This window comes from Alphaproteobacteria bacterium (assembly GCA_030740435.1).
In the GTDB taxonomy this organism is placed as follows: Bacteria; Pseudomonadota; Alphaproteobacteria; order UBA2966; family UBA2966.
Window position 1 is genome coordinate 1 of record JASLXG010000041.1, and the last position, 21,113, is coordinate 21,113.

Below are 21,113 nucleotides of genomic sequence, written 5' to 3' on the forward strand. Positions count from 1 at the left end.
GTATTCGTCTGGTTTGAACCAAGGTCGCGGATTATCTACTCTTTTAACTACTGGCAGGGTAGGGATGTAATCAATTACACCACCCTTCTCTGCTTCCTTCAGCACCTTGCGAACAAGTATCACATATTTTTTGAGAGTGGATTGTGCGAGGTTCCGTTCGTTGTGTAGCTCATCAATAAATTCGTTAATCGTATTGTAGTCAATTTGCTTGATGTGTTTTTTCCCAAGGTAGGGGAGCAAATCGTTTTCTAATTTCAAATCATCTTGGTAGAGCATACCAGCGTCTAACTCACCTCTTCGTATCAGTCGTTTTTGTTGCTCTTGGAATTTTTCTGCGTATGCGGCAAAGGTGTTAGCACCTAACTCCCTATATTCCCTTTTCTCTAAAAGTCGTTCCTCATAGCAATTAATAGCAAATTCCTCCGCATCCGGTATTCGCTCGCATCGTGTTGATTTTTTTACACCAGAGGAAGGACCACCCGGTATATACATTCTCACATACCAGTATTTTGATGCTGGCATACGGAACAATTTAAGGCTTGTGGGAAATCCCCGAATTTGGCGGATTTCAGTAGGAGTGTGTCTAGACCGGGGTGAAGAATGTTTAACCATACCGAATATTAGTTGGTAGGTTGTTGGTAGGTCAAGTTTTTAAAATAATGGTGTAAAAACAGATACTTACGCAGTAATGTGCGGTTTTCGAGACCGCCCCGTTCGACCACTCCGGCACCCCTCCGTCTGGGTCGCGATCGGGCAGGCGATATGTACGGCAAAGGTCGCCGGCTCGCAAGGGACTCGCAAGCCGAGCCGGCGGCCGCGGTCACACGGGGCGTGATCCCAAAGCGGCGGTCGCTTGGCCCCCGTCAAACACAAAGCGGGCAGGGGTCAGGGAGCAGGTTCCGGGTCTTGGATTCCTGCCGACACCGTCAAAGTTCAGGCGAAGGAAACGAAGGCAAAATTCAGTATTTGTCCGCAATACCCGTGTATCGGCGGTGGAGGATGTCTAAGATCGGCTGCGAAGGGAAGGGTATCTGGGAAATGTCGGATGAAAGAATACGCCAACGGCAAGATCACCGCGGAAATCGACGGCCCGGTCACCATCGTCACCATGAACAGGGCCGAAGTCCGTAACGCCCTGGACGATGAATCGGCCCTGGCACTGGGCCTGGCTTTTCGGGAATTCGCGGCCGACCCTGAACAACAGGTCGCCGTGCTGACCGGCGCCGGCGGCGCGTTCTGCGCCGGTGCGGATCTGAAAGCGTTGTCAAAGCGCGAGGTGGGCGTCTACCTGGCCTGGGCCGGCGATGCCGAAGGGCCGACCAACCCGACGCTTGCCAAGCCGGTCATCGCCGCGATCGAAGGACATGCGGTCGCCGGCGGTCTGGGAATCGCCTTATGGTGCGACATCCGCATCATCGATGAAGACAGCGTGTTCGGCGTGTTCTGCCGCCGCTTCGGTGTGCCGATGAGCGATGGCACCACCGTGCGCCTGCCGCGATTGATCGGCATGAGCCGGGCCCTTGATATGATGATCACCGGGCGAGCGGTTAGGGGGCAAGAGGCGATCGAGTGGGGTCTTGCCACCCGCATGGCGGCGAAAGGCGAGACCCTGGAAGCGGCGCTTGAACTGGCCCACGCAGTCGCCAAGTTTCCGCCCCTTGCCATGAAAGGGGACCGCCGATCGGTCTATGAACAGCAGGACTTGGACCTCTACGCCGCCTTGGCCCACGAAAAGGAGCTGGCCCAAGAGGCCAAGCAAAGTGAAGCCAACGCCGGCGCCAGCCGCTTTGCTATTGGTGCCGGCCGGCACGGCGATTTCGAGGTAACCTAAACACCTTGGAAGTCCCGTTCAGGGACCGCCAGCGGCCATTTCGGATACGGCGCGGAATAGTCCAAACAGATTGGCACTTGCGATCTCTCAAGCCATAACCGCCACGGCGCCAGGCGGGGCTGCGAAATCAGCACATTGCTTTTTTCCGCGGGCGGCAGCCGCCCGCAAGCCTCTCGCGGGTCGGCGAAATACGTTGACAGCCGCGCCATCCCGGCTATAGTCCCGCCGTCCCCGCGGACCAGGACTAGACGCGGGGTTTTCGCGTTTTCAAGCCAGGTGGGTTCCATGTACGCGGTCATCAGGACGGGCGGCAAGCAACTTCGGGTCGCCAAGGACGATGTCATCAAGGTCGAGAAGCTGGCCGCCGAAGAAGGCGGCGAGGTGACGCTCGACGACGTGCTGATGCTTGGCGATGGCAGCGACACCACCATCGGCACGCCTGTGGTCGAAGGGGCCACCGTCTCGGCCACCGTGCTGGAGCAGACGCGCGGCGACAAGATCATCGTTTTCAAGAAGAAGCGGCGCAAGAACTACCGCCGCCGCAAGGGCCATCGTCAGGACCTCACCGTGCTGCGCATCGACGCCATCAGCCCGCCGGGCACCAAGAAGACGGCGGCCAAGACGGCGGCCAAGCCCGCCGCGAAAACCGACGCGGCCGAGGAAACGGCGCCCGCGGCGCCCAAGGCCAAGAAAAAAGCGGCAAAGGCCGAAACGGCCGACAAGGCAGACACGGCCAAAGAGGAAAAGGCCAAGGCGCCAGCGAAAAAGAAAGCGGCGAAGGCCGCCGCCAAGGAGTAGCAGGCATGGCACACAAAAAAGCGGGCGGCTCATCACGCAACGGCCGCGACTCCATCGGCCGGCGGCTCGGCATCAAGAAGTATGGCGGCGAGGCGGTGATCCCGGGCAACATCATCATCCGCCAGCGCGGCACGCGCTGGCATCCCGGCCAGAACGTCGGCCTGGGCAGGGACCACACCATCTTCGCCAAGGTCGAGGGCCGCGTCGCCTTCGCCAAGTCGGGCGACCGCACCTTCGTCTCGGTGGAGCCGACGGGGTAGCGGACCGGCGCCATTCCACGCACCAGGGGAATGGCAAGCCATTCCCCTTTTTTGTTGCGGCAGAACGATGAAATTTCTCGACCAGGCCAAGATCTACGTACGCAGCGGCGACGGCGGGGCCGGCTGCGTCAGCTTTCGCCGCGAGAAATACGTCGAGTACGGCGGTCCCGACGGCGGCAACGGCGGCCGCGGCGGCGACATCGTTTGCGAGGCCGTATCGGGCCTCAACACGCTGATCGATTTTCGCTACCGCCAGCACCTCAAGGCGCCCAAAGGGGGCCATGGCCAGGGCCGCGACCGCACCGGCAGGTCGGGCCGCGACGTCCGCATCAAGCTGCCCGCCGGCACCCAGATCTTCGCCGAGGACAACGTCACGCTGCTGGCCGACCTGGCGGCGGTGGGCGACCGCGTGGTGCTGGCCCGGGGCGGCCACGGCGGTCACGGCAACGCGCATTTCAAGAGTTCCACCAACCAGGCGCCCGAGCGTGCCGATACCGGCGAAGAGGGCCAGGAGCACTGGCTCTGGCTCAGGCTCAAGTTGCTTGCCGACGTCGGTCTCGTGGGCCTGCCCAACGCCGGCAAGTCGACCTTGCTGGCGGCCGTCACCGGGGCCCGGCCGAAGATCGCCGACTATCCCTTCACGACGCTTTATCCCCAGTTGGGCGTGGCCTACGTGGGTGGCGAGGAATTCGTCATGGCCGACATTCCCGGCCTCATCGAAGGGGCGCATGAGGGTGCCGGACTGGGGGATCGCTTCCTTGGCCACGTCGAGCGTTGCGGCGCGATATTGCATCTGGTCGACGGCACCGCCGAAGACGTGGCCCAGGCCTGGCGCCTGGTGCGCCACGAGATCGAGTCCTATGGCCACGGCCTGGCCGAGTTGCCCGAATACGTGGCGCTGAACAAATGCGATGCCCTGACCAGCGAGGCGGCGGCCGACAAATCGGCGGCCCTGGCAGCCGCCTGCGCAGCACCTGTGGCGCCGCTTTCCGGGGTCTCCGGCCAGGGCCTCGATGACATGCTCAAGGAGCTGCTGCACCGCGTCGGCGAACAGCGCCAGCAGCAGCAACCCGCGGCGGCGGAGGCGGCGGCGGCGGCAGGCTGGCAACCATGAGCACGCGCTTCAGCCAGGCCCGGCGCATCGTCGTCAAGATCGGCTCGGCCCTGCTGGTCCACGAGGAAAGCGGCACGCTGCGCCGCGCCTGGCTCGAGGCCCTGGCCGAGGATATCGCGCGCTGCCGGGCACGGGGCCAGGAGATCGCCATCGTTTCCTCCGGCGCCATTGCCCTGGGCCGACGCCAACTCGGCCTGGGCGAGGGCACGCTGAAGCTGGAAATCAGCCAGGCCGCGGCGGCGGCCGGCCAGATCCGCCTGGCCCACGCCTTCCAGGAGACGCTGGGCCACCACGGCATAAACTGCGCCCAGGTGCTGGTGACCCGCGCCGACACCGAAAACCGCCGTCGCTACCTCAACGCCCGCAACACGCTTTCGAGCCTCTTGCGGCTGGACGCCATACCGGTGATCAACGAGAACGACACCGTGGCCACCGACGAGATCCGCTTCGGCGACAACGATCGCCTGGCCGGCCGCGTGGCCCAGATGATCAGCGCCGACTGCCTGTTGCTGCTCTCCGACATCGAGGGATTCCACTCGGCCGACCCCAAGCGCCAGGCCGGCGCCCGGCTGCTCCCCGAGATCCGCGAAATCACGCCCGAGATCGAGGCCATGGCCGGCAGCCAGGCCGGGCTCATGGGCTCGGGCGGCATGATGACGAAACTCGACGCGGCGCGCATCGCCCTGGCCGCCGGCTGCCACATGGCGATCAGCGACGGCACGGTGCTGCACCCCCTGGCAGCCCTCGAAAAGGGCGCCGCCTGCAGCTGGTTCGTGCCCCAGGCCAATCCCGCCACGGCGCGCAAGCAGTGGATCGGCGGCAGCCTGAGCCCGGCCGGAACGCTGGTGCTGGACGCCGGCGCGGCGCGTGCGCTGAAATCGGGCAAGAGCCTCTTGCCGGCCGGTGTTGTGGCCGTCGAGGGCAGCTTCGAACGTGGCGACGCGGTGCTCGTCAAGGACCCCGAAGGCTTCGAGTTGGGCCGGGGCCTGAGCGCCTATTCGGCGGAACACGCGCGCCTCATCATGGGCCACAAAAGCCGTGAAATCGAAAATCTGCTGGGCTACCGTGGCCGCGACGAAATGATCCACAGGGACGATCTGGCGCTACACCGCAGCGCCGGGCGGGAGGAGAAATCATGAGCCTTGCCGAAGACACCAGGGTTACCGGCGACCAGGATTCTCTCGATCCCGAGGCTTTGATCGCCAAACTGGGCCGGGCCGCACGGGCAGCCGGGGCCGAACTCGCCAACGCTCCCACGGAACAGAAAAACCGGGCGCTCGAATCCAGCGCAGCGCATCTGCGCGCCTCGCGGGACGAGATCTTGGCAGCCAACGGCCTGGACATGGAAAAGGGCCGCGAAGGCGGCCTCGACGTCGCCAGGCTCGACCGCCTGGCGCTCGACGGGGAACGCCTCGAGGGCATCGCCGGGGGACTGGAGGACATCGCCGGGCTCGATGATCCGGTGGGCGCCGTGATAGCCCAGTGGCAACGCCCCAACGGACTCGACATATCCCGCGTGGCCGTGCCGCTAGGCGTCATCGGCATCATCTACGAATCGCGGCCCAACGTCACCGCCGACGCCGGCGCCCTGGCGCTCAAGGCCGGCAACGCCTGCATCCTGCGCGGCGGCTCCGAGAGCTTCCATTCCAGCCGCGCCATCTTCGCCAGCCTGCAGGCCGGGCTGGCCGAAGCCGAACTGCCGGCCGGCGCCATCCAGCTTGTGCCCACCCGCGACCGCGCCGCCGTCGGCGCCATGCTGCGGGCGCATCAGCTGATCGACATCATCGTGCCCCGGGGCGGCCGTTCGCTGATCGAACGCGTGATGGCCGAGACCCGCATCCCGGTGATCGCCCACCTCGATGGCAACTGCCACGTCTACGTCCACGCCTCGGCCGAGCTCGAGATGGCACGCCGGATCGTGCTCAACGCCAAGATGCGCCGCACCGGTGTCTGCGGCGCCGCCGAGACGCTCTTGATCGACCGGGCCGTGGCGGCCAGCCACCTGGGCACCATCGTCGACGATTTGGCCCAGGCCGGCTGCCAGGTGCGCGGCGACGCCGAGGCCCGGGCCGCCGACGGCCGCATCGTTGCTGCCGAGGAGAGCGACTGGGATACCGAATTCCTCGATGCCATCATCGCCGTGAAGGTGGTGTCGGGCGTCGACGAGGCGGTGGCCCACATCGCCCGCCATGGCTCGCACCACACCGAGAGCATCGTTGCCGAGGACGCCCGGGCGGCGGAACGCTTCCTCTCCCGCGTCGACAGCGCCATCGTCATGCACAACGCCTCGACCCAGTACGCCGACGGCGGCGAGTTCGGCATGGGGGCCGAGATCGGCATCTCGACCGGGCGCCTGCACGCCCGCGGACCCGTGGGCGTCGAGCAACTGACGACCTTCAAATACCTCGTCCGCGGCAGCGGCCAAATCCGGCCCTGAGGCTTGGTGCGAAAAAAAACGCCACTCGCTGGCCAGGGCTTGGCTGTTGGGCTGTTGGGGGGCTCGTTCAATCCGGCCCACGCCGGGCACCGGCGCATCAGCGAACTGGCGCTCAAGAGGCTGGGGCTGGATGCCGTCTGGTGGCTGGTGTCGCCGCAGAACCCGCTCAAGCCCGCCACCGGCATGGCACCCTTTGCCGCACGCCTGGCCGGCGCCAGGGCCTTGGCCCGGCATCCCCGCATCCGGGTCAGCGATATCGAGGCAGGGCTGGGCACGCGCTACAGCGTCGATACCATCAGGCGCTTGCAGGCCCGCCACCGGCGCTGTCGCTTCGTCTGGATCATGGGCGCCGACAACTTCATCCAGTTGCCCACCTGGCGGCACTGGACGGGTTTCTTTGAACGCGTCCCCGTTGCGGTTTTCGATCGGCCCTCGTATTCTCACCAGGCACTGGCGGGCTGCGCGGCAAAGCGCTATGCCCGATTTCGCATCGCCATGAGCGAGGGCCACGCGCTGCCACAACTCGAACCCCCGGCCTGGATCTTTTTATGGGCCGCCCATTCCGGCCTCTCGGCGACCGCGCTGAGGGCTGCCGGCGAGACCGAACCCCCCATCTGACGTGCGCCGCGCAACCCCGCGCGAAAAAGGAGCTTACGACCATAGCCAAACGCCAGAAATCTCCGCCGCCACCGACCGCGCCGCTGGCGCTGGTCGAGGCTTCGCTGGACGACGACAAGGGGATCGACGTCGTCGTCATCGACCTGCAAGGCAAGACCAGCATTGCCGACCACATGGTGGTGGCCAGTGGTCGCTCGCAGCGTCACGTCAGCGCCATGGCCCAGCACCTCATCCACGAGCTCAAGCAGGCCGGCCACAGACCGCTCGGCATCGAGGGCCAGACCCAGGGGGACTGGGTGCTGATCGATGTCGGCGATGTCATCGTCCACCTCTTCCGGCCCGAGGTCCGCGACTTCTACAATCTGGAAAAGATGTGGTCGGTGGAAATGCCGGAACTCATCGCCGGGTAATCACTTGCGCTTGGTCATCGCCGCCGTCGGACGCAGCCGCCGCGATGCCGCGCGCCAGCTTTATGACGACTATGCCGGGCGCCTGCCCTGGCCGCTGGAGCTGCGTGAGGTCGAGGAACGTAAACCCCTGCCGAGCGCCAAGCGCATCGAGCGCGAAGCCGAGAAGCTGCTGGCGGCGCTGCCCCCGGGCGCCACCTTGGTGGCGCTGGACGGTGGCGGCCGACAGCTTTCCAGCACCGCCTTCGCCAAGGCGCTGGGAAATTGGCGCGATTCCGGGGTGCGCCATCTCGGCTTCGTCATCGGCGGCGCCGACGGCCTCGACCAGGCGCTGATCGGGCGGGCCGAACTGGTGCTGTCGCTGGGCCCCATGACCTGGCCCCACCTGCTGGTCCGGGCCCTGCTGGCGGAACAGCTCTACCGCGCCTCGGCCATTCTGGCCGGACACCCCTACCACCGGGAATGAGGGGAATCTCGCTTCGCCATGGGTTTGTTTTTTTCCCTCCCCCTTGAGGGGGAAGGGTAGGGGTGGGGGTGCTTGGTTTCGCCTTTTTTCCAGCCCTCCCGGCGACCAACGCACCACAGCCTCTCGAAGAATAATCTCTCGCCGCTGGGCAGACCGAAAGCAATACTTCCGGTCTGCCTAGCGGCGAGCGCGCTTCCTTGCCATGCCCGAGCCCCTTGCCGCTAAGCCATTGAATACTATAGTTCTACGCCAACCATGAGCGCCCACCAGCAATCCCGCCCCGTCGTGCTGTGCATTCTCGACGGCTGGGGCCAGCGGCCGCCGGCCGCCGACAACGCCATCGCCCTGGCCGCCACGCCGGTCTGGGACCGTCTGTTGGCCGCTTGCCCGCACGGCCTGCTCGAGACCTCGGGCCGCGCCGTCGGCCTGCCCCAGGGCCAGATGGGCAATTCCGAGGTCGGCCACATGAACATCGGCGCCGGCCGCGTCGTGTTGCAGGATCTGCCGCGCATCGATGGTGCCATCGCCGACGGCTCGCTGGCCGCCAATCGGACGCTCGGGGAGTTCATCGCGGCGCTCGAGGCCTCGGGCGGGCGCTGCCACCTGTGCGGCCTGTTGTCGCCGGGTGGCGTGCATTCGCACCAGGACCACATGGTGGCCCTGGCCGGGCTGCTGAGCCGGGCCGGCGTGGCTGTCGCGGTGCATGCCTTCCTCGATGGCCGCGACACGCCGCCGCGAAGTGCGGCCGGTTATTTGGCCGAGTTCACCGACGCCGTCGCCGGGCTTCCCGGGGTGGCCCTGGCCAGCCTCTGCGGCCGCTACTACACCATGGACCGCGACCAGCGCTGGCAGCGCCTGGAAAAGGCCCATGCCCTGCTGCTGAACGGTGATGGCGAGCCGGCGGCCGACGCCGCCGCCGCCATCGCCGCCGCTTATGCCGCGGGCCAGAGCGATGAATTCGTGACGCCCAGGCCGCTGGGTGGCTTTAGCGGCATGCGCGACGGCGACGGCGTCCTGGCGGCCAACTTCCGGGCCGACCGCATGCGCCAGATCATGGCGGCGCTGGTTGATCCCGATTTCGCCGGCTTTGCCCGGCCCGCCACCGTCTCCCTAGCCGCCGCCGCCGGCATGAGCGAATACGCCGCCGACCTGGAGCCCTACCTGGCCACCATCATGGCGCCGCTGACGATCGGCAACACCCTGGGCCAGGTGGTGGCCGAGGCCGGCCTCAGGCAGCTGCGCATCGCCGAGACCGAGAAATACGCCCACGTCACCTTTTTCCTCAACGGCGGCCGCGAGGCGGCCTATGCCGGCGAGGAACGCCTGCTCGAGCCTTCACCCAAGGTGGCCACCTACGACCTGCAGCCCGAGATGTCGGCCCCGGCGCTGACGGAAAACCTGGTGGCGGCGATCGAAGGCGGCGACTTCGACCTCATCGTCGCCAACTACGCCAACGGCGACATGGTCGGCCACACCGGAAACCTCGCCGCCGCCATGGCTGCCGCCGAGTGCCTCGACGCCTGCCTGGGCCGGCTGGTCGAGGCCATTAGCCGGGCCGGCGGCCGGCTGTTGATCTCCGCCGATCACGGCAACGCGGAGAAGATGGGCAATAGTGAGCAGCCCTTTACCGCCCACACCTCGGGCCCGGTGGCCGCCATCCTGGTCAACCCGCCGGCCGCTGTGGCCGGTCTGCATGACGGCTGCCTGGCCGACCTGGCACCGACCGTGCTGGCCCTGATGGGCCTGGCCCAGCCGGCTGAAATGACGGGCAGCTCGCTGCTGCGTAGCGCGCGGGCGGGATAGAACCATGTGCCGCGCCGGCCTTTGCTCGCTGCTGCTGCTGCTTCTGCTGCTGCCGCCCTTGGCCGCCGCCCAGACGCTTTCCCAGACCACCAGCCAGCGCCTGGAGCGTATCGAGCGGGAAATCGATGCCGGGCGGCATCGCAAGCAGAATCTGGAAAAGGAAGCCTCCCGGCTGGGCCGCGATTTGCGCTCCATGAAACGGGGACTGGTCGGTGCCGCCGCCGCGGTGCAACGCCAGGAAGCCATCATCAGCTCGCTGGAACGGCGGCTGGGCGTCCTGAAGGCCGAGGAAAGAGCCAAGATGGCCGACCTCGCGTCGCGCCGCAAGGCGCTGGGCGAGATGCTGGGGGCGCTGGTACGGCTGCGCCGGCGGCCCGCCGAAGCCCTGATCGCCAGCCCCGCGGCACCCAACGACACGGTGCGCCTTTCCCTGGTCCTGGCCACCTTGATCCCCGAGATCGAAAGCCGTGCTGGCGCTTTGCGCTCCGAGCTCGAGGCGTTGCGGCGGCTGCGCCGCGAAATGGCCGGCAAGCGGGCTCGGCTGAGCCACGCCACCGGAGGCCTGGGCAAGGAACGCCGGGCGCTGGACCGGTTGTTGCAAAGGGTGGCCAAACGCCACCAGCGCACCGTCATCGAGACCCGGCGGGAAAGCCGCCGTTTGGCCGACATGGCGTCGCGAGCCCAGGACCTGAGGGCTCTGGTGCACCGGCTGGAGGCCGAGGAACGAAAGCAAGGCAGCGGCGCCACGCCCTTTCCGGCACTGCGCTTTTCCCAGGTCGAAGGCCGCCTGCCGCTGCCCGCCCGCGGCCGTCTGGTGGGGTTTTTCGGCGAAAAAGGAGCGGTCGGCACGGTCAAGGGCATTACCCTCGAGACGCTGCCCTATGCCCAGGTGGTTGCGCCCCATGACGGTAAGGTGGTTTATTCGGGGCCCTTCCGCTCCTATGGCCAACTCTTGATCCTATCTCACGGCGAGGGATATCATACCCTGATTGCGGGGATGTCCCGCATCGACAGTGCCGTCGGACAGTGGCTGTTGGCTGGGGAACCGGTCGGCCGCATGGGGCGAGGGGACGGCGGGAAGCCAAATCTTTACGTAGAGTTGCGTCGCAACGGGGAGCCCATAAATCCGCTTCCCTGGTTGGCGGCCAGCGAGAGGAAAGCCAGCGGATGATACGCAAAATCGCCATCGCTTGTGTCACCGGCGTCGCCCTGTTGGCCGGGCCGGCCAGCGTCCAGGGAGCCAGTTCGGAAACCTATCGCCAGCTCAACCTCTTTGGCGACGTCTTCGAGCGCGTGCGCGCCGACTACGTCGAGGAGGTCAGCGACGAACAGCTCATCGAAGCCGCCATCAACGGCATGCTGTCCTTCCTCGATCCCCATTCGAGTTTTCTCAACGCCAAGAACTACCGCGACATGCAGGTGCAGACGCGCGGCGAGTTCGGTGGCTTGGGCATCGAGGTGACGATGGAGAACGGCCTCGTCAAGGTGGTCTCGCCGATCGACGACACCCCGGCCTTCCGGGCCGGCATCAAGGCCGGCGACCTGGTCACCCACATCGACGGCGACCAGGTCATGGGCCTGACTCTGGCCCAGGCGGTCGAGAAGATGCGCGGCCCCGTCAATACCTCGATCACGCTGTCGATCTCGCGCGGCGGCCACGATGCGCCCTTCGACATCTCCATCACCCGGGCCATCATCAAGATCCGCTCGGTGCGTATGCGCCGCGAGGGCAACGTCGCCTACATCCGCATCACCTCGTTCACCGAGCAGACCAAAACCGGCCTGCGCAGCGGCTTGAAGAAGCTGCGCGCCGAGATCGGCAAGGATTTCTCGGGCGTCGTGCTGGATCTGCGCAACAACCCGGGCGGCCTTTTGGAACAGGCCATCAACGTCTCCAGCGCCTTCCTCGAAAAGGGCGAGGTGGTGTCGACGCGGGGCCGTCATGCCGACCAGGTGCAGCGCTACACCTCGCGCGGCGGCGACCTGGCCGAGGGCAAACCGGTGGTGGTGATGATCAACGGCGGTTCGGCCTCGGCCTCGGAAATCGTGGCCGGCGCGCTGCAGGACCACAACCGCGGCATCATCATGGGCACCAAGTCCTTCGGTAAGGGCTCGGTGCAGACCATCATCCCGCTCAAGGGCCGGGGTGCCATGAGGCTGACGACGTCGCGCTACTATACGCCGGCCGGCCGCTCCATCCAGGGCACCGGCATCACCCCCGACATCAACGTGCCGCAATCCAAGGTCGAACCCATCAAGGCCCAACCCCGGCGCAGCGAGGCCAGTTTGCCCAACGCCCTGAAAAACGAAAACGGCGAGGGCAAGAAGCCGGCGGCAAAGGACGCCGCCAAAAAGAAGGCGGTCACCGATTACCAATTGGTTCGGGCGCTGGATCTGTTGCGCGGCCTCAACCTCTACGGCAAAAGATTCACAAACTAGGATCAGGGCGCCAAGCGGTGCGGCGCCCGCCGGCAACGAACCGTGGCAAAACAACCTCGTAGCGAGCCTGACGAATTCGACGCGGACGACGACGAGTCGGCGCTCGATAACGATCCCGACGAAGACGACGGCGGCGGCGACGGCGACGATGGTAGCGGCGAGGACCGCGACGACGATTTCGCCGATCTCGACGACGACAGTGACGAGGGCGGTGGCGGCGGTAGCGGCGAAGACGATGGCGACGACGATGATGACGACTTCGGCGACTTCGACCTCAGCGCCTTCGACGACGACGATGGCGACGATTATGACGATGACGATGACGACGGTGGCCGGCCGATCTGGCTTAACCCCCTGGCCATCGTTTCCTTTTCCCTGCTCACCCTCGTGGGCGCCCTGATCGGCTGGCTCTGGTTCTCCTTCGACGAGGCGAGCTACCAGGAATCGATCCGCCTCGATGTGGTCGAAAGCCAGATGCCGCCGGCGCCGCGGCGGCCGCCGCCCCCGGCCGTGCAGCCCAGACGGGAAGCCACAGGGGACGGAACAGGGGGCGAAACAGGGGGCGAAAACCAGGCCGCGGCCAGGCGGCCGCCGGCGGCAAGCGGGGAAAAACCGCGGTCGGCCCGGGACAACGCGGAGGCCGAAGCCGCTGCCGCCGAGAAAGCGGCCGCCGCCGCCCTCGCCCGATCGAACACCAGCGACGTACCCAGCGCCAGCCCCCTGCCGCCACCGCCGCCCGAAGAAAAACCCCTGGCCCTGGCGGCCACCGACCCGGCGCTGATCAGCGAAAGCCTCGAGGGGCCGTTGCCGGTGATCGCACCGGACGGCCGCCAGGCCTGGCAGGTTTACGCCCGCCCCTACACCCCACCGGCCCCCGAGACGCCGCGCATCGCCATCGTCATCGTCGGCCTGGGCCTCAGCCGAACGGCCACGGCTGCGGCCATCCAGGGGCTGCCCGGCACCGTCACCCTGGCCTTCGCGCCCTATGCCCGGGAACTGGAGGATTGGATCGCCAAGGCCCGCGCCGCCGGCCACGAGGTGGTGCTGGAATTGCCCATGGAGCCCTTCGACTATCCGCGCAACGACCCCGGCCCCCACACCTTGCTGACCACAGCCAGCGCCGAGGAAAACCTGGGCCGGCTGGAGTGGCTGCTGAGCCGCTTCACCGGCTATATCGGCGTCACCAACACCATGGGCGGCAAATTCACGGCCGCCGAGGCACACATGCGGCCGGTGCTGCAATCACTCAAGGAGCGAGGCCTGCTGTACCTCGACAGCCGGGCCAGCCAAAAGAGCGTAGCGGCGAAGCTGGCGGCCGAGATCGACATGCCGCGAGCCGTCAACAACCGCTTCCTGGATTCCGTCGCCTCGCGCCTGGCCATCGATGCCCGGCTGCTGGAATTGGAGCGTATCGCGCTGACCACCGGTGCCGCCGTGGGCATCGGCTTTCCCTATCCCGTAACGCTGGAACGCATCGCCAGCTGGCACAAGGATTTGCACAAGAAGGGCATCGTGATGGCACCCTTGGCGGCATTGTCGGGCCAGCAGGCAATCAACTGAAGATGCCGGCGGCGGAGCTTCCCTACCGCCCCTGCGTCGGCATCATGCTGGTCAACCGCCGCGGCCTGGTCTTTGTCGGCCAGCGCCGCCACATGACCACGCCGGCCTGGCAGATGCCCCAGGGCGGCATCGACCCGGGCGAGAGCCCGGCTGATGCGGCCCGGCGTGAGCTCAGGGAAGAGACCGGCGCCGAGCACGCCGAAATCCTGGCCGAGAGCCGGCAGTGGCACAGCTACGACCTGCCCCAGCCGCTGATCGGCAAGGTCTGGGGCGGCGCCTTTCGCGGCCAGACCCAGAAATGGTTTTTGCTGCTCTTTCAGGGTGCCGACAGCGACTTCGAGCTGGGCGGCGAAGAGGGCGAGTTCGCCAGTTGGCGCTGGCTCGATCCGGCCCAATTGACGCAAATGATCGTGCCCTTCAAGCGCCCCATCTACCAGGCCGTACTGGCGGAGTTCAAGCCGTTGATCGACACCTTGGTGAAAGGCTAAATCGCCTCCACCCGCACCTTGTCGCCGGCCTGGGCGGCGGCCAAAACCCGCACGTCGTCATCGGCTCGGGCCCAGATGTTGGTCGGCGCCGCCAAGCGGATCTCGTCACCGCGCGAGATCGGGGTCGGACCGAAGCCGATGGCGATGGCGTCGCCCTCGACCCAAAAGGCCAACTCGCCCGCCTCCACCACGTCGCGGGCATCGGCCTCGCGGCTGAGCGAGACGGGGGTCGAGAAATAAACCTCCTCGCCCCAGGTTTGGGCGCTGGAATCTATTGGCAGGGCCTGCCAAATGGCGTCGGCGGTCGGGGTCTCCAGGAGATTCGCCCGTATTTCCACCTCTCCCACGCATATTTTGATACTTCGCACCACCTCTCTCCCGAAAAATTATGTGATTCCCGACATTGGCAATGTCGCTCGAAGGCCGATAGATTACCCCCGGAAAGCGATGAATGGCGCGATGAAAAGTATCGTTCTGGCGGCAACCCTGATGCTCGCCCTGGCCCTGCCGGCCCGGGCCGACATCTATGACGCCCTGGCCGCCTATGAAGCGGCCGACTTCGAGGCCGCGCGCAAGGCGCTGCTGCCGGTGGCCAAGAAGGGCGACGCCCGGGCCCAGCACCTGCTGGCGAGAATGTACCTGCGTGGCGCCGGCGTGCCCCGCAACCATTCACAGGCCTATCAATGGCTGATCAAGGCGGCCAAAAAGGGCGATGCCCGGGCGCAAACAGCGCTGGCGGCGCTTTTCGAGGCCGGCCACGGTGTGCCGCAGGAATTCAGCGATGCCGCCAAGTGGTACCGCCGGGCCGCCAAACAGGGCCACCACAAGGCCCAGGCGGCGTTGGGCCGGCTCTACATCAACGGCCTCGGCCTCAAGCGCGACTACGTCAGCGGCCATGCCTGGCTGTCGGCCGCGGAAAAGGGCCTAAGCGGTCCCGATCTGGCCGAAGTCCAGGCCAATATCAAGCTGGCGGTCTCGGAGATGACGCTCGGCGATCTGGGGCGGGGCGAGGCGCTGGCCGTGGAGATCATGGCCCGCACCCGGCCCGGCGCCGGCCAGGCCAAACCGGACGGGGATGACGGCAAAACGGCAAGGGACGAGAGCACAAGCCTGGCCGCCGCCCTGCTCTTGCCCAAGTACGCCATGTTCAACCGGCGTGCCGAGGTGGCTTACGAAAGTTCGCTGCTGGCGGCGGAAAAGGGTGAGGCCGATGCCCAATACACCCAGGGGCTGATCCTCGAGCTCGGCGCCGGACGACCCGGCGACGCCGTGGCCGCCTTGCGGTGGTACGGCCGCGCCGCCAAGCAGGGCCACGCCAAGGCTGCCTTTGCCGCCGCCCGGCTGTGTCTTCACGGCGCCCTCGAGTGCCAGCAGAAGCGCACTCTCGGGGCGGTGCGCCGGGCCGCCAAGCTGGGCCACCCCTGGGCCCAGGCGCTGATTGGCGAATCCCTCATGTTGGGGCGCCGTGGCGCCGGCCAGGACGTCATCACGGGTTATCTCTGGCTCAGCCGGGCACTGGCCCAGGATCCCCGCTTCGCGGCCCAAAGGGCCAAGCTGGCCGGCAAGCACATGAAGACGAAGGAAGTGGTGGCCGCCGAGGCCCTGCTGCTGGTCCAGCTCAGCGAACCGGAACAGCAGGCGGCAAAGGCCGGGGCCGCGCTGGCCAAGAAAAAATACAAGACGGCCCTGAAACACTTCAAGGCCGCCGCCGAGGCCGGCCACCTGCCCGCGCAACACCAACTGAGCCGCCTCTACGCCAAGGGCCGCGGCGCCAAAAGGAACGCCAAGCAAGCCGCCGAGTGGACCTCCAAGGCGGCCCAGGCCGGACATACGCTGGCCCAGTTCGAGATGGGCAAGACGCTGCGCCAGGCCCGCAGCAAGTATAGCGGCGAGAAAAAGGAAAAGGCGGCGGCCAAAAAGAAACGCCTGCGGGAGCTTGGCGACCAGCATGCCGCCGGCCGCCAGTGGCTGCTCAAGGCGGCGGAGGCCGGCTTGCGCCCGGCCCAGGCCGAACTCGCCGACATGTTGCTCGAGGGCGAGGGATTTGCTGCCGACCCGGTGCTGGCCTACATGTGGTTGGCCATCGAAGGCCGCGGCGGGCTGGGGCGCGGCACCCAGGTCAAAGCCCTGGCGGCCAAGATGCGGCCGCAGCAAATAGCCCTGGCGGAAAAGCTGGCCGGCGACTGGTTGCCCTTGCCGCCGGGCTCGCCGCTCGAGACCAGGGTCAAGGCCGCGGCCGCCGAGGCCAGCCGCATTCCCGAACAGTACCAGGCCCTGGCCCAGCGCGGCGAGCTGGCTTTCCGGGCCTCGCTGCCGCTGGCCGAGGAGGGCAACGCCCAGGCCCAGTTCACCTTGGGCCAGATCTACCAGCGCGGGGCAGGCCGCAAACGGGACCTCAAAGGGGCCCTGCATTGGTACCGCCAGGCCGCCGGCCAGGGCCATGTCGACGCCACTTTCGCCGCCATTTCGCTGTGCCTGTCGGCCGACATCCGCTGCCCGGCCAAGGATCGGGCCGCCTGGACCAGGAGCGCCGCCGAGAAGGGCCACGGCGAGGCCCAGGTGCTGCTCGGCCAGCAACTGATGCAGGGCAGCAAAGGGGTAAAGAAGGACGTCGTCGAGGGCTACGTTTGGCTGACCAAAGCCGCGGCAACGATCAGCGGCTATGCCGACTTCCGCGTCAAACTGGCCGAGAGACACATGTCGGATAGCGAGATCGAGGCGGCCGAAAAGCTGCTGGCCGAACGCCTGGGCGATGCCGAGCGTGCCGCCGCGGCCGGCGCCTTCGCCTATCAGGCCCAGGATTACGGCGCCGCGCTGGGGCAATACGCCAAGGCCGCCGAGGCCGGCCACCTGGAGGCCCAGTACATGCTCGGAAGCATGCTGCTCGGCGGCCAGGGCGGTGCCCGCAACGTCGCCCTGGCCAGCGAGTGGCTGAACAAAGCGGCCGAGGGCGATCACGCCCTGGCCCAGGTCATGCTGGGCAACCTGCTCGATCGCGGCCGCGGTGCGGCGCCCGACCCGGTAGCGGCCCGCAACTGGTACCGCGAAGCCGCCGAGGCCGATCAGGGCGGCGGCCAGGCCAATCTGGCCGGCATGCTGGCCCGCGGCCGCGGCGGCCCCAAGGACCCGGTGCTGGCCTTCATGTGGTACCTCATCGAGGATCGCAGCCAGCGCACGACATTGTCGGGCGAGCGCAAAAGCAAACTCGCCGAGAGCATGACGCCGAAACAGATCATGGTGGCTGAAACCCTGGCCAAAGGCTGGATCCCGGTTCGGCTGCACTGGCGCTAGCGGCATGTCGGGATCGAACCCCACCAAAACCCGCAACATCCTGTTCATCATGTGCGACCAGTTGCGCGCCGATCATCTCTCGTGCCTGGGCCACCCCAGCCTGCAAACGCCGCACATCGACGCCCTGGCGGCCAGGGGCGTTAATTTCGAGCGCGCCTATGTGCAATCGGGCGTCTGCGGCCCCTCGCGCATGTCCTTCTATACCGGGCGCTACATGTACAGCCACGGCGCTACCTGGAACGGCGTGCCGCTGTCGGCCCGCGAGAAGACGCTGGGGGACTATCTGCGGCCTGCCGGAATACGCACGGCCCTGGTGGGCAAGACCCACGTCATCGGCGACGAAGCGGCGCTGGAGCGTTTCGGCATCGAGGCCGAATCCGAACGCGCACTGTTGTTGCGCCAGGGCGGCTTCGAGCCCGTCAACCGCCACGAAGGCCACGCGGCACCACCGCCCCAGGCCGCCTACCAGGCCTACCTCAAGGCCCAGGGCTACGACTGCGACGATCCCTGGAGCGATTACGTCTGCGCCGCGGAAGGCCCTGATGGCGAGCTCTGTTCGGGCTGGCGGATGCGCCACGCCGGCCTCGCGGCCCGGGTCGCCGAGCGCCATTCGGAGACCGCCTACTCGACCGACCAGGCCATCCAGTTCATCAGCGACCAGGGCGAGGCACCCTGGCTTCTGCACCTGAGCTACATCAAGCCCCACTGGCCCTACCTGGCACCGGCGCCCTACCACGACATGTTCGGCCCCGAAGACTGCACCCCGGTGCTGCGCAACCAGTCCGAGCGCGACCATCCCCATCCGGTCACGGCCGCCTACTTCGGCCACCCCGAATGCCAAAGCTTCGCCCGCGACGAGGTCATCGCTACCGTCAAGCCGACCTACATGGGCCTGGTCAAGCAGCTCGACGACCATATCGGCCGGCTGATGGCGGCACTGGAGGCACAAGGCCGCCTCGACGACACGCTGATCGTCTTCACCTCCGACCACGGCGATTACCTGGGCGATCATTGGCTTGGCGAAAAGGAGCTCTTCTATGAGCCCTCGATCCGCATCCCGCTGATCATCTCCGACCCGGAGGCGCCGGCAAGCCGGCGGGGCGTGCGCGAGCAACGCCTGGTCGAATCGATCGATCTGGTGCCCACGTTCCTGGAGGCGCTGGGTGTTGAAGCGCCGTCGCACTTGCTCGAGGGCCGCTCGCTCGTGCCGCTGTTGCGGGGCGGCGCGACATCGCCTTGGCGCGAGGCCGTCTTCTGCGAACTCGACTACGCCTTCCGTGGCGCCCGCCTGACGCTGGGGCGCGAGGTCGACGAATGCCGCGGCTTCATGGTGCGCGACGAACGCTGGAAGTACGTCCACTGGCAGGGCTACGGGCCGCAGCTATACGACCTCGAAAACGATCCGGACGAATTCGTCGACTTGGGCCACGATCCGGCCCGCGCCGCCGTGCGCTCCGAAATGCGCGATCGCCTGTTCGAATGGTTGGCCAGCCGCAAGCTGCGCACCACCCTCGACGACGCCAGCATCGAAGAGCGCACCGCGAGTCACGAAAAGCGCGGCATCTATATCGGGATTTGGTAGGTCGGCGGCAGGCGAAACACAAAAAAAACACCCCCCCACCCCAACCCTCCCCCACAAGGGGGGAGGGAGCAACTTACTGTTATTATTGATTTTTTCCCTCCCCCTTTGATGGGGGAGGGATAGGGAGGGGGTGTTTTTTTGTTGTCCAGGCAGCCCTACGAAACCGCCTTCAGCATTTCACGAAGGAGTGAGAGTTTCTGGTTGGCCTTGTGTTTGGCCTCGTCACCTTCCGCGTCTTCCAGGTCTTCCTCGGCGTTCTTGATGCGCTGCTCCAGGTCGGCCCGGTCCATCTCGGCCACCGCTATCGCCTCTTCGGCCAACACCGTGCAGCTTTCGGGGTGGACCTCGGCGAAGCCACCGGCGACGAAATAGCGCTCGATGTCAGCGCCCTCGTCGTGCATCTCGACGACGCCCGGCCTGAGCGACGAAACCAGGGGCTGGTGGCCAACCAAAACACCGAAATCGCCTTCGCTGCCCGGCACCACGACCATGTCGAAATCGGCCGAGACCAGCAGTTGCTCGGGCGCCACCAGCTCGAAGCTGATCTTTTCCGCCATTTTCGCGCCCCCTGCCCGCTTCCCTAGGCGGCCTCGGCCGCCATCTGTTTGGCCTTCTCGATGACCTCGTCGATACCGCCAACCATGTAGAAGGCGGCCTCGGGCAGGTCGTCGTGCTGGCCCTCGATGATCTCCTTGAAGCCGCGGATGGTCTCCTCGATGGAAACCAGCACGCCGGCCGTGCCGGTGAAGACCTCGGCGACGTGGAAGGGCTGGCTGAGGAAGCGCTGGATCTTGCGCGCCCGGGCCACGGTCAACTTGTCGTCTTCCGAGAGCTCGTCCATGCCCAGGATGGCGATGATGTCCTGCAGCGATTTGTAGGTCTGCAGCACGCGTTGCACCTCGCGGGCGATCTCGTAATGCTGCTCGCCGACGATGCGGGGATCGAGGATGCGCGAGGTACTGTCCAGGGGATCGACGGCCGGGTAGATGCCGAGCTCGGCGATCTGGCGGCTCAGCACCGTGGTGGCGTCGAGATGGGCGAACGAGGCCGCGGGAGCCGGATCGGTCAAATCGTCGGCCGGCACGTAGATGGCCTGCACCGAGGTGATCGAGCCCTTGTCGGTGGACGTGATGCGTTCCTGCAGCGTGCCCATGTCGGTGCCCAGCGTGGGCTGGTAGCCCACCGCCGAGGGGATGCGGCCCAACAGCGCCGAGACCTCGGAACCGGCCTGGGTGAAACGGAAGATGTTGTCGATGAACAGCAGCACGTCCTGGCCTTCCTCGTCGCGGAAGTATTCCGCCACGGTCAGGCCCGAGAGGCCGACCCGGGCGCGGGCGCCGGGCGGCTCGTTCATCTGGCCGTAGACCAGGGCGCACTTCGAGCCTTCCTCGTCGAGCTTGATGACGCCCGATTCGATCATCTCGTGGTAGAGGTCGTTGCCCTCGCGGGTGCGCTCGCCGACGCCGGCGAAGACGGAATAGCCGCCGTGCCCCTTGGCGATGTTGTTGATCAGCTCCATGATGATGACGGTCTTGCCCACGCCGGCGCCGCCAAAGAGGCCGACCTTGCCACCCTTGGCGTAGGGTGCCAGCAAATCGACCACCTTGATGCCGGTGATCAGGATCTCGGTCTCGGTCGACTGATTGACGAATTCGGGCGCCGGGCGGTGGATGGGCAGCTCCTGGGTGTGGCCGATGGGGCCGCGCTCGTCGATCGGCTCGCCGACCACGTTGATCATGCGGCCCAGCGTCTCGGGGCCCACGGGCACCGTGATGGGGCCGCCGGAATCGCTGACCTCGAGGCCCCGCACCAGGCCTTCGGTGGAATCCATGGCGATGGTGCGCACCGTCGATTCGCCCAGGTGCTGCGCCACCTCCAGCACCAGGCGTTGGCCGTCATTTTCGGTGTGCAAGGCGTTGAGGATGGGCGGCAGATTTCCCTCGTCGAATTGGACGTCGACAACGGCACCGATAACCTGGGTTACCTTGCCGACAACGTTGCTCTGCTGGCTCATCGAAC

General features: G+C 66.5%; 20 protein-coding genes. 16 read left to right on the top strand and 4 right to left on the bottom strand.

The genetic code is table 11. The annotated features are described in order from the left end of the window. A partial coding sequence (locus tag QGG75_04910; GenBank protein ID MDP6066581.1) for a site-specific integrase occupies window positions 1–522 on the bottom strand: 522 nt, incomplete at its 3' end. Between the two features lie 523 nt (window positions 523–1,045). Here QGG75_04910 and QGG75_04915 point away from each other — a divergent pair. From QGG75_04915 to QGG75_04980, 14 genes are all read left to right on the top strand, one after another. Then, entirely contained in the window at window positions 1,046–1,831 is a 786-nt protein-coding gene (locus QGG75_04915; GenBank protein ID MDP6066582.1) for a crotonase/enoyl-CoA hydratase family protein, read from the top strand. 285 nt (window positions 1,832–2,116) lie between these two features. Then, window positions 2,117–2,629, top strand: a complete 513-nt coding sequence (gene rplU / locus QGG75_04920; protein MDP6066583.1) for a 50S ribosomal protein L21 — start codon at window positions 2,117–2,119, stop codon at window positions 2,627–2,629. A gap of 5 nt (window positions 2,630–2,634) precedes the next feature. Beyond that, entirely contained in the window at window positions 2,635–2,889 is a 255-nt protein-coding gene (gene rpmA, locus QGG75_04925; protein ID MDP6066584.1) for a 50S ribosomal protein L27, read from the top strand. A gap of 67 nt (window positions 2,890–2,956) precedes the next feature. After that, window positions 2,957–4,003 (top strand): GTPase ObgE, encoded by a 1,047-nt coding sequence (gene obgE / locus QGG75_04930; protein ID MDP6066585.1) that lies wholly within the window; start codon window positions 2,957–2,959, stop codon window positions 4,001–4,003. After that, window positions 4,000–5,142, top strand: coding sequence for a glutamate 5-kinase (gene proB / locus QGG75_04935; protein MDP6066586.1), 1,143 nt, complete (start codon window positions 4,000–4,002; stop codon window positions 5,140–5,142). Before obgE ends, proB begins: the two co-directional genes overlap by 4 nt. After that, complete coding sequence (locus QGG75_04940) at window positions 5,139–6,440, top strand: glutamate-5-semialdehyde dehydrogenase (protein MDP6066587.1); 1,302 nt, start codon at window positions 5,139–5,141, stop codon at window positions 6,438–6,440. The genes proB and QGG75_04940 overlap by 4 nt, the downstream gene beginning before the upstream one ends. A 39-nt stretch (window positions 6,441–6,479) precedes the next feature. Further along, window positions 6,480–7,058 (top strand): nicotinate-nucleotide adenylyltransferase, encoded by a 579-nt coding sequence (locus QGG75_04945; protein ID MDP6066588.1) that lies wholly within the window; start codon window positions 6,480–6,482, stop codon window positions 7,056–7,058. Next, window positions 6,989–7,468 carry a ribosome silencing factor gene (gene rsfS / locus QGG75_04950; GenBank protein MDP6066589.1) on the top strand — a complete coding sequence of 160 codons (480 nt, stop codon included), beginning with the start codon at window positions 6,989–6,991 and terminating at the stop codon, window positions 7,466–7,468. Before QGG75_04945 ends, rsfS begins: the two co-directional genes overlap by 70 nt. 4 nt (window positions 7,469–7,472) lie before the next feature. Further along, on the top strand, window positions 7,473–7,931 hold the full coding sequence (gene rlmH, locus QGG75_04955; protein MDP6066590.1) for a 23S rRNA (pseudouridine(1915)-N(3))-methyltransferase RlmH: 459 nt from the start codon (window positions 7,473–7,475) through the stop codon (window positions 7,929–7,931). Window positions 7,932–8,186: 255 nt separating this feature from the next. Then, window positions 8,187–9,734 carry a 2,3-bisphosphoglycerate-independent phosphoglycerate mutase gene (gpmI, locus tag QGG75_04960; protein ID MDP6066591.1) on the top strand — a complete coding sequence of 516 codons (1,548 nt, stop codon included), beginning with the start codon at window positions 8,187–8,189 and terminating at the stop codon, window positions 9,732–9,734. A 4-nt stretch (window positions 9,735–9,738) separates the two neighbouring features. Then, a complete protein-coding gene (locus tag QGG75_04965; protein MDP6066592.1) occupies window positions 9,739–10,905 on the top strand; it encodes a peptidoglycan DD-metalloendopeptidase family protein in 1,167 nt (388 codons plus the stop codon). Next, window positions 10,902–12,173 (top strand): S41 family peptidase, encoded by a 1,272-nt coding sequence (locus QGG75_04970; protein ID MDP6066593.1) that lies wholly within the window; start codon window positions 10,902–10,904, stop codon window positions 12,171–12,173. The genes QGG75_04965 and QGG75_04970 overlap by 4 nt, the downstream gene beginning before the upstream one ends. A gap of 42 nt (window positions 12,174–12,215) precedes the next feature. Further along, entirely contained in the window at window positions 12,216–13,733 is a 1,518-nt protein-coding gene (locus QGG75_04975) for a divergent polysaccharide deacetylase family protein (protein MDP6066594.1), read from the top strand. Between the two features lie 2 nt (window positions 13,734–13,735). After that, window positions 13,736–14,221: an RNA pyrophosphohydrolase gene (locus QGG75_04980; protein MDP6066595.1), complete on the top strand. Its 486-nt coding sequence runs from the start codon at window positions 13,736–13,738 to the stop codon at window positions 14,219–14,221. Here the strand turns inward: QGG75_04980 and QGG75_04985 are convergent. Continuing rightward, window positions 14,218–14,589, bottom strand: a complete 372-nt coding sequence (locus tag QGG75_04985; GenBank protein MDP6066596.1) for a cyclophilin-like fold protein — start codon at window positions 14,587–14,589, stop codon at window positions 14,218–14,220. The two genes, QGG75_04980 and QGG75_04985, sit on opposite strands and share 4 nt — an antisense overlap. Before the next feature lie 91 nt (window positions 14,590–14,680). Here QGG75_04985 and QGG75_04990 point away from each other — a divergent pair, with 91 nt between their 5' ends. Both QGG75_04990 and QGG75_04995 read left to right on the top strand, forming a co-directional pair. Beyond that, the gene (locus tag QGG75_04990) at window positions 14,681–17,512 is read left to right on the top strand and encodes a tetratricopeptide repeat protein (GenBank protein ID MDP6066597.1); all 2,832 of its coding nucleotides are present in this window, start codon (window positions 14,681–14,683) and stop codon (window positions 17,510–17,512) included. 4 nt (window positions 17,513–17,516) lie between these two features. Beyond that, window positions 17,517–19,094 carry an alkaline phosphatase family protein gene (locus tag QGG75_04995; GenBank protein MDP6066598.1) on the top strand — a complete coding sequence of 526 codons (1,578 nt, stop codon included), beginning with the start codon at window positions 17,517–17,519 and terminating at the stop codon, window positions 19,092–19,094. Window positions 19,095–19,249: 155 nt separating this feature from the next. Here QGG75_04995 and QGG75_05000 read toward each other — a convergent pair whose 3' ends face one another. Further along, the gene (locus tag QGG75_05000; protein ID MDP6066599.1) at window positions 19,250–19,651 is read right to left on the bottom strand and encodes a F0F1 ATP synthase subunit epsilon; all 402 of its coding nucleotides are present in this window, start codon (window positions 19,649–19,651) and stop codon (window positions 19,250–19,252) included. A 23-nt stretch (window positions 19,652–19,674) separates the two neighbouring features. Then, on the bottom strand, window positions 19,675–21,108 hold the full coding sequence (gene atpD, locus QGG75_05005; GenBank protein ID MDP6066600.1) for a F0F1 ATP synthase subunit beta: 1,434 nt from the start codon (window positions 21,106–21,108) through the stop codon (window positions 19,675–19,677). Between the last annotated feature and the right edge of the window lie 5 nt (window positions 21,109–21,113).